General features: G+C 73.1%; 6 protein-coding genes and 1 pseudogene. 2 read left to right on the plus strand and 5 right to left on the minus strand.

Features of this window, described 5'->3' with window-relative positions; translation table 11 throughout:
- Together ACSNOH_RS31110 and ACSNOH_RS31115 are read left to right on the plus strand one after the other, a co-directional pair.
- The coding region (locus ACSNOH_RS31110) for a GMC oxidoreductase (protein ID WP_436724790.1) at positions 1-1,684 on the plus strand (1,684 nt) is incomplete at its 5' end.
- Positions 1,685-1,719: 35 nt separating this feature from the next.
- Positions 1,720-2,427: pseudogene (locus ACSNOH_RS31115) on the plus strand (ferritin-like domain-containing protein); the annotation flags it as partial.
- Positions 2,428-2,739: 312 nt separating this feature from the next.
- Here ACSNOH_RS31115 and ACSNOH_RS31120 read toward each other — a convergent pair.
- The 5 genes from ACSNOH_RS31120 to ACSNOH_RS31140 all read right to left on the minus strand — a co-directional run bounded on the left by ACSNOH_RS31120 (position 2,740) and on the right by ACSNOH_RS31140 (position 8,759).
- The gene (locus ACSNOH_RS31120) at positions 2,740-3,501 is read right to left on the minus strand and encodes an SDR family NAD(P)-dependent oxidoreductase (RefSeq protein ID WP_436724795.1); all 762 of its coding nucleotides are present in this window, start codon (positions 3,499-3,501) and stop codon (positions 2,740-2,742) included.
- A gap of 22 nt (positions 3,502-3,523) precedes the next feature.
- Entirely contained in the window at positions 3,524-5,212 is a 1,689-nt protein-coding gene (locus tag ACSNOH_RS31125; protein WP_436724791.1) for an FAD-dependent oxidoreductase, read from the minus strand.
- Between the two features lie 34 nt (positions 5,213-5,246).
- The gene (locus tag ACSNOH_RS31130) at positions 5,247-5,765 is read right to left on the minus strand and encodes a cupin domain-containing protein (RefSeq protein WP_436724792.1); all 519 of its coding nucleotides are present in this window, start codon (positions 5,763-5,765) and stop codon (positions 5,247-5,249) included.
- 223 nt (positions 5,766-5,988) lie between these two features.
- A complete protein-coding gene (locus ACSNOH_RS31135) occupies positions 5,989-7,068 on the minus strand; it encodes a hypothetical protein (protein WP_436724793.1) in 1,080 nt (359 codons plus the stop codon).
- 83 nt (positions 7,069-7,151) lie between these two features.
- Positions 7,152-8,759, minus strand: a complete 1,608-nt coding sequence (locus ACSNOH_RS31140; RefSeq protein WP_436724794.1) for a M48 family metalloprotease — start codon at positions 8,757-8,759, stop codon at positions 7,152-7,154.
- Between the last annotated feature and the right edge of the window lie 149 nt (positions 8,760-8,908).

Raw genomic sequence — 8,908 nt, forward strand, 5'->3', positions numbered from 1 at the left:
CCGGCCCAATGCCGCCGCCCCCTCCCCCGACGCCCTCGACCTCACCGGCCTGCCCTCCGGCGGCTACCGCTCCCACGGCTACTTCCTCCAGCAGGGCCCCCTCCCCTACGGCAGCGACTATCTGCGCGCCCGCGGCGGCACCGTCCTGCACTGGCTCGGCCTCACCCCGCGCATGCACCCGGAGGACTTCCGCACCCGCCGCACCTACGGCTACGGCCGCGACTGGCCCATCGGCTACGACGACCTGGAGCCCCACTACCGCGCCGCCGAGCGGGCCCTCGGCGTCGCCGGCGACGCCGCAGAGCAGGCCGGCGCCGTCGGCCTGCCGTTCCCGGCCGGCTACGTCTACCCGATGCGCCCGATCCCCCGCAGCTATGTGGACGAGGTCTTCGCCGCCCGCCTCGACGGAGCCGCCGTCCGGGAGGCCCCCGATGCCCCCGCCGCCACGCTGCGCGTCACCGGCACGCCCCACGCCCGCAACAGCACCCCCGACCCGCGCTACGACGGCGGCCGCGGCTACCGCCCGGTGGGCGCGGCGGGCCTGCCCAACTACGGGGAGCGCTGCGTCGGCAACGCCTCCTGCGTGCCCATCTGCCCGGTGCAGGCCAAATACACCCCCCTCAAGACACAGGCCGCGTGGGACCGCCGCCGGGTCCGGCTCCTCACGCGCGCCGTCGTCAGCCGCGTCCTGGCCGGCGGCACGGGCCGCGTCCTCGGCGTCGAGTACCTGGAGTACGAGGACCCGGCCGCCCCCGCCCCCACCCCCCGTACGGCCGAGGCCGACGTCGTCGTCCTCGCCGCCCACGCCGTCGAGAACGCCAGGCTGCTCCTGCTCTCCCGGCTCGGCAACCACAGCGACCAGGTCGGGCGGAATCTGATGGACCACCCGGTCCTGCTCGGCTGGGGGCTGCTGGACCACCCGGTCGGACCATTCCGCGGGCCCGCTTCCACCGCGGGCCTGGAGTGCTTCCGCACGGGGCCCGCCCGGCGCTCCCGGGCCCCCTTCCGCGTCGAGATCAGCAACTGGGGCTGGGGCTGGCCCGCGGGGTCCCCGGGCAGCGACGTGGCCCGCCTGCTCGGCATCGGCGCCGACTCCGCGCAGCCCCGGGGCAAGGGGGTCTTCGGGGCCCGGCTGCGGGCCGCGCTGGGCGAGGAGATCGGCCGGCAGGTCTCCGTGCAGTTCCTCATGGAGCAGGAGGCCGAGGAGCGCAACCGCGTCACCCTCGACCCGCGCCGGCCCGACCGGCTCGGCCTCCCGCGGCCGGTCCTCACGTACGACCTCTCCGACCGGGTCAAGCGCGGCATGGCCGCCGCGAAGGCCGTCTCCGACCAGCTCTTCCGCCTGCTGGGCGCCGAGGACCGCACGGCGTACGGCCCGGGGCCGCTCTCCCCCGGCTGGTTCCGCTTCGAAGGCCGGGACTTCGTCTTCAACGGCGCCGGGCACGGCGGCGGCACGCACGTCATGGGCGACGCGCGCGGCACGTCGGTGGTGGACTCCTGGCAGCGCTGCTGGGACCACCCGGGCCTCTACGCCGTCGGCTGCGGCAGCATGCCCTCGATGGGCACCTCCAACCCCTCCCTGACCATGGCCGCCCTCGCCCTGCGCAGCAGCGAGCGCATCCACCGCGACCTGACGGCAGCTCACCGGCCCGCCATCCTGCGCACGAAGGAAGGACGCCCGTGAGCAGCGCACCGCAGGCTCCCGCCGGGCTCCCGGCCGTGCCGGCCCGGGTCGCGGAGCCGCCGTTCCGCATCCCGCGCGACCGTGCGGACCTGCATGTCTTCCTGCAGGCCGCCCTCACGCTCGAACACCTCACCATCCCGCCCTACCTGACGGCGATGTACACGCTGCACCCCGGCACCAACCGGAGCGCCTTCTATGCGATCCGGGCCGTCGTGCTCGAAGAGATGCTGCACATGGCCCTCGTCGCCAACGTCCTCAACGCCGTCGGCGGCAGGCCCCTGGTGGCCCGTTCCCGGTTCGTCACCGGCTATCCGGCCCTGCTGCCCTACAGCCGGGAGAAGGTGCCGGTGGCCCTGCGCCACTTCGGCACCGAGGCGCTGGACACCTTCTTGTACATCGAGCGCCCGGAGTACGTGGCGGAGCCTCCCGGCCACCCGTCCGTGGCCGGCCACACCGGCTGGACGTCCATCGGCCAGTTCTACAACACCATCAGCGCGGGCCTGGTCCGGCTGGCCGGGGAGCTGGGCGAGGCCGCCCTCTTCAGCGGCGACCCGCGGCGGCAGGCCGGACCTGCGGACTTCTACAACTCCGGCGGCGAGGTCTTCCCCGTGACCGGCCTGGCCTCGGCCCTCAGGGCCCTGCGGGTCGTCACCGAGCAGGGCGAGGGCGCGAGCCGCGGCGTCTACGACTCCGACGACCTGCTCTTCGGGGAGGCCCGGGAGCCCGCGCACTACTTCCGGTTCGACGAGCTCCGCAGGCGGCGCAGCTACGGCCCGCGCGACACCCCCGCCTCGGGGCCGACCGGCCCGGCGATCGACGTCCGCTGGGAGGACGCCTACCCCATCGACCCCGGGGCGAGGGTCGCCCACTATCCGCCCGGGAGCGCGGTGCGGCGCGCCGCCGAGCGCTTCAACGAGGAGTACGCCCGGCTGCTGTGCTTGCTGGAGGCGGCCTTCACCCGGGATCCGGCCGTGCTGCGCGCCACGGTGCCGGCCATGCTGCGGCTGCGCGACCTGTCCGTGCGGCTCTACCGCAATCCGCACCCCCTGCGGTGTTCAGGCCGTCATGCCGCCGTCCGCCACGAGGTCGTGGCCGACGACGAAGCTCGCGGCGTCCGACGCGAGCCACTGGACCGCGGCGACGATCTCCTCCGTCTCGCCGACGCGGCCGATCGGCACGGTGCCGGCCACCCGCGCGTTGCGGTCGGCCTCGCTCTCGCCGGGGCGGAAGGACATGGAGGTGTTGGAAGCGCCGGGGCTCACGGCGTTGATGCGGACCCCGTCCTTGATGTGGTCCAGCGCGGCCACCCGCGTCAGGGCGCTGACGCCGGCCTTGGAGGCGACGTAGGCGGCCATGCCGGGGCGGCGGCCGTGGAAGCCGATGTTGGACGAGGCGTTGACGATCACTCCGCCGCCGTGCTCGCGCATATGGGCGATCTCGTACTTCATGCACAGCATCACGCCGGTGAGGTTCACGCCGACGAGCCGGTGCCAGGTGGCGAGGTCGGTGTCGGCCAGGGGCGCGGGCGGGGCGAAGAGACCGGCGTTGTTGTGCGCGATGTGCAGGCCGCCGTGGCGGGAGACCGCCGTGGCGACCATCGCCTCGGTGTCCTGGGCGCTGGTGACGTCGGCGGCGACGGCGCTCGCCTTGCCGCCCTCCTCCTCGATGAGCCGCACGGTCTCCGCGGCGGCCTCAAGGGCGACGTCGACGGCCACGACGGTCGCGCCCTGTCGTGCGAAGGCCCGGGCACTGGCCCGGCCTATGCCGGAGCCCGCCCCGGTGACGAGGGCGACCTTGCCTTCGAACTGTGCGGTCATCTGGGTTCTCCTCCGTGAGGGGTCACTGCCCCGGCAGGGCGATGGACTGCGAGTGGCGGAAGACGTTGCGCGGGTCGTAGGCGGCCTTCACGCGCTGCAGGCGGGGGTAGTTGTCCTTGTAGTAGAGCGTCGTCCAGGGCACCCCGGACGTGTTGTGCCGCGGGTCGGTGATGTCGCTGTCGGGGTAGTTGATGTAGCAGCCGTCGGTGGCGGGGCCGGGGACGGGGTAGCCGCCGGTCGCGGCGAAGACGTCCGCGTAGATCTCGCGGGTCCAGGCGAGGTTCTGCGGGTCCTCGTTCTCGCCGGGCCAGAAGCTCTGGAAGAGGCCCTTGAAGACGGAGTCGCGCTGGGCGGAGGCGGTGTCTCCGGAGCGCACGGTGTTGATCTTCCCGCCGTAGGAGAGCAGGACGACCATTGAGTTGGGGTTCTGCAGGTCGGTGCGCGTCAGGTGCTTGTGGAGGGAGGCGATCTGGGCGTCGTTGAAGCCCTTGCGCAGGTAGGCGGACTTGTGGATGCCCCGCAGGGTGGGGTTGGTGAGCGTGGGGTTGTTGGTGCCCAGGAAGCGGACGGAGGCCAGCCAGGGCACGCGCTGCGGCGTGAAGAAGTCCGGCATCGGGCCCTGTTCGCCGACCGCGGTGGTCAGCGGCTCGGCCTTGATGCCGAGGGCCGAGGTGATGGAGGCGACGTAGGCGGTGATGAGCCTCTCCGCGCCCGGCACGGTGGCGTCCATCTGCGTGAGCAGCCCGATGCTGTTGTTGGCCCGGTGGTTGATCATCAGGAAGCTGCACAGCGAGGCGTACGGCGAGTCGGGGCTGCTGTTCTTCTCGTGCCAGGTCCCGAAGTTCTTCACCAGGGTGGCGAAGCGCGTCTTGTCCAGCTTGCTCCAGGGCAGGGAGATCGCGCTGACGTAGACGTCCTTCGGCGGGTGCATCAGCTGCGCGGCGGGCTCGCTGCCGGTCGCGTCCGGCGAGCGGAACCAGTAGCGGGTGATCACGCCGTAGTTGCCGCCGCCGGCGCCGGTGTGCGCCCACCACAGGTCGCGGTTCGGGTCGCCGGCCTCACGGGTCGCCACCACGGCCCGTGCGGTGCCGTCGGCGTTCACGACGACGACCTCGACGGCGTAGAGGTGGTCGACGGTGAGGCCGTGCTTGCGCGAGAGCATGCCGTAGCCACCGCCGCTGATATGGCCCCCGACGCCCACGGAGTAGCACATGCCGCCGGGGAGGGCCACCCCCCAGCCCTTGTAGAGGGATTCGTAGACGTGCAGCAGCGTGGCCCCGGCCTCGACGACGAACGCCTTCCGCTGCTCGTCGTAGCCGACCCGGTCCATGGCCGTCATGTCGATGACGATCCGGACGTCGGGGTTGTAGACGAAGTCGGCGTAGCAGTGGCCGCCGCCGCGTACGGATATCCGTTTGCCGGCGCGGACCGCCTCCTGGACGGTCCGGACGACCTGTTCGGTGGTGTGCACGATGCGCACGGACTCGGGACGGCCCACCCAGCGGGTGTTGTTGCCGACGACCAGGTCCGCGTAGCGCGGGTCGTCCGGCAGGACGGTGACGGCCGCGGGTGCCCCGGCGCCGGCCTCCGCCCCGGCGCCGGGGCCCGCCGCGGCGGCCCGGGTGGGCACGAGGCCCGTCTGTGTCACGACGGCGCCCGCCACGGCGGCGGCGGTGCCGGTCAGCATGGTTCGTCTGTTCAGCATGCCCATGGTTCTCTCTGTGCGGTGCCAGTGATATCGCCGGTCAGCTGCCCCAGATGATGCCGAGACCGAGCTTCTCCGCGACCTCCTGCGTGCGCTCGACGGACCAGCGGTCGCCGACCGGCGCGGCAGCCCCCATGTGCACGGGATATCCGCCGTCCAGGAAGAACCGCTCGAATCCGCCGGGGCAGGTGAGCACGTACAGGTCGGCCGTCTCGCTCTCCACCAGATACGAATGCGGGATTCCGCGCGGCAGGAAGAGCACGCTGCCGCCTTCGAGGAGTTCGGTGCGGTCGCCCACGGTGGCCCGTACGCCACCGCTCCCGATCATGAAGATCTCGTCCTCGAGCGTGTGGATGTGGCTCGGCGAGCGCTCTCCGAGCTTCGCCGCGAAATGAGTCATTCCCATGGCGCCCCGGGTCTGTTCGGCCGTGAGCTTCACGGTGACCAGCGAGCCCTTTCCCCACAGGCGCTGCGCGCCGTCGCCCGGTTTGAGAACGGCGGGCAGAACACCACCTTTGTCGAAGGGAAGTTCTTCCCGCCCGCGCGGCGCTGTCGTCATTTCTCCTCCAGATCCCTTTCGGCGCGCAGCAGCGCCCGACCGGCTGGTTCAGAGCGTTCCCCAGTAAACCGGGGAGCGGCAAGACAGCAGAGCCCAATCCGTCAAGTGGCGGTGCGCAACAGCGAGTTCACGCTGCGCACGCCCGCAAACGGATCGGGCTCTGCTTTTTTATTCGGTTGCAGGTGGGGAAGGTGCGGGGTGCGGTCTGGTGAACGGGGAGTGGCTACCGGGCGCCCTGAACGGCTCGTTCCCGGTAATCGCAGTACTTCTTTGCAGGGTCCTCGAAGTAGCTCCAGGGGATCGACGCGACGCAGCCGTCGACGAGCCGGAACTGTTCGAGGGCCTCGGCGTGGCGCTTCTGCTGCACCAGGAAGAAGGCCAGCAGGTGCCGGGCCTCGGGGAGGCGCGGGTGGTCGGGCCGGACGGCCGGGAGGTCGGCGAGCAGGGCGTCGACCATGGCGGTGACCTCGGGGGTGCGGTAGTGCTTGCCGTTGAGGGGCCGGTCGAGGTGCTCGAAGTGGGCGACGAGCCGCAGGGCGGGCAGCAGGGTGCCGGCCGGTGCGCCGGAAGCGGCCTTGTCGGCGAAGGCACGGGCCAGCTCGGCCGAGCCGTGCCACTTCTGGCACCAGTACTGGAGGGCGCTGTAGTGCGCCTCGTAGTGGTACGGGGCGCGGGTGGTGATCTCGGCCCAGAGCTCGTTCACGTAGGCGTGCGGGTAGCCGAGGCCGAGCCCTGCCCAGAGGTCGGAGACGTGCGGGGAGGGGTCTTCGGGGGCGAGCTCGACGGCGCGGGCGATGTCCTCGCGGGCCCGCAGCAGGACGCGGTGGAAGCCCTCGAACTGCTCGGCGGAGGTGCGGTCCGCGGTGCGGTCGCCCCGCAGTTGCCAGGCCAGGAAGACCGTGGACCGGGCGCGCACGGCGGCGGCATCGGGGTCGCCCGGGCGGGCGGCCTCCCAGGCCGTGAGCCAGGCGTCCTCGCCGGCCGCGGCGTGGGCGAGGGAGATGACGAGCGCGGTCCGGCGCTCCCAGTCCTTGCCGATGGCCGTCATGGCCTCGGCGGCGGGCTCCCAGGCGCCGCGCTCCGCCGCCGCCCGCGCGCCGTCGATCTGCGGGTCGTGCAGGAGCCGCTCGGTGTCCTGCCGGTCCTGCGGGAGGAGGCCGAGGGCGGCCGCCTCTTGGGACAGCCGGGGCGCGGCGGGGGCGGTGGTCTTCGCGCGCCCGGGCCGTGCGGCGGCGCCCTTGCGGTTGCGGTACCAGATGAAGATCCAGACGGCTATGACGAGGAGGGGCAGCAGTCGTGCCACGGGGGTTCGGCTCGATTCGTTCGAAGAGGTGCGAAGAGTGCGAAGGGGTGCGGCGGGGCGGTGGCGCGGGAGGCGGCGGCGGGTCAGGCGTGCGCGGTCTGCGGCAGCAGGCGCCGCAGCGGCGCGGTGTCGGGGGCGTCGGCGACGGCCGCCTCCAGAGCCTGCGGCAGCAGGGCGTCGTAGCCGTCCGGCAGGCGCAGCCGGGCGCTCTCCGCCCAGGACAGCTCCCACCAGGCCGTCCGGGCCTCCACGAGCTCCAGCAGGACGAGGCTGGTCAGGCCGTCGAGGAGCGCCGGGCGCAGGAATTCGCGCGCGGCGCGGCCGGTGGCCTGCTGCGCGGCCCGCGGCTGCGGGAGGGCTGCGGCTATCTGCCACAGGCTGCCGCGGTCGGCCGCGTCCAGCAGGGCGGTCAGGGTGAGGGGGCCGCCGGTGACGCGCGCGATGGCGTCCCGGAGGGGGCCGGCGTCGGCCTCGTGGCCGGCGCGGATGCCGTGGTGGACGAGCTCGGGCCAGTCCGCGCGGGGCAGGTGCAGCGCCTCCTGGGTGAGGGTGGCCGCTTCGAGGTCGGCGAAGACGCGCGCGGGGGCCTGCAGCAGGCCCATGGCGGGGCCGGCGGGCCGGCTGCCGCGCCCGTCGTCGGGCATGGCCTCGATGAGGCGGATCCGCTCGGCCGTCGGGGGGTGCGCGTCGTACGGGGAGGGGTCGCCGGGCGGCAGGTCGCGGCGCAGTGCGTCGAGCTCTTCCTGGCGGGCCGGTTCGGCGAGCAGGCGGGAGAGCCCGCCGTAGAACTGGCCGTACGGGGGCAGCAGGCCCGCGGCCAGCCCGACGGAGGCGTACCCGCGCAGGTAGAAGCCGTGGGCGGCGTCGAGGACGACGGCTTCGCGCAGCGCGGAGGCGGTGGCGTCGCGGCCGGCGATCCGGACGGCGAGCCGGTCGGCGGCGAGCTCCTGGCGGCGGGCGTCGCTCTGGGTGGCCCGCAGGGCGAACTTGCCGTAGGCGATGAAGAGCCCGCTCATCCGGCGGTAGGTCCACCCGGCGCCGCGGGTGTCCACCTCCTTGGCCTTGCGGCCCTTGCGCAGGGCCTTCTCGGCGGCCTTCTCCTGGCGCAGCCGCTCCTTCTCCACCTGCTGCTCGGCCCGCTCCGCGAAAGCGTTCACCGTGCGGGCGACGGCGTGCCGGCCGCGGGCGGTGACGGCGGAGAGGCGGGTGTCGGCGTGGCCGTAGTGGCCGAACTCGTGGGCGAGGACGGCGCGCAGCTGCGCCTCGTCGAGGCCGGTCATCAGGGGGACGCCGAGGTAGAGCCGGCGGCGGCCGGGCAGCAGCCCGAGCAGGCGGGCGTTCTCGCTGACGGCGGCGTTGACGGTGCCGGTGAGGCGGATCTCGTCCGGCATGCGGGTGCCGGCGGCGCCGGCCACCTCGCGCACGGCGGCCCACAGCCGCGGCTGCTGCTCCTCGGAGACGGGCAGGCCTTCGTCGCCGTCGTCCTTGGGCGTACGGAAGAGCAGCATTCCGCGCACGACGGGGAAGGCCAGGAGGGCGAGGACGACGGTGAGCTTGAGGGCGAGGGGATTGACTCCCCGCCAGTAAACGGCGACTCCGATTCCGGCGAAGACGCCGAGGACGACCAGGCACAGCAGATAGAAACCCGCGAGCACGACAAGTGCACGCAGGGCACGCAGAAAAACGCCCATGGGGCAGGGGCCCTCACACAGGAATAGAGGAATGGTCGGTACACCGGGGGGAGAATCGCCAGTATGCCGCAGAGGGTTTTGAATCGGCAAAAGTTTTTGAAATGCGGCAACACGTGCAGCGGGGGGGGGGGGGGGGGGGGGGGGGGGGG

It is taken from the genome of Streptomyces sp. URMC 127 (assembly GCF_051386535.1).
GTDB lineage: Bacteria > Actinomycetota > Actinomycetes > Streptomycetales > Streptomycetaceae > Streptomyces.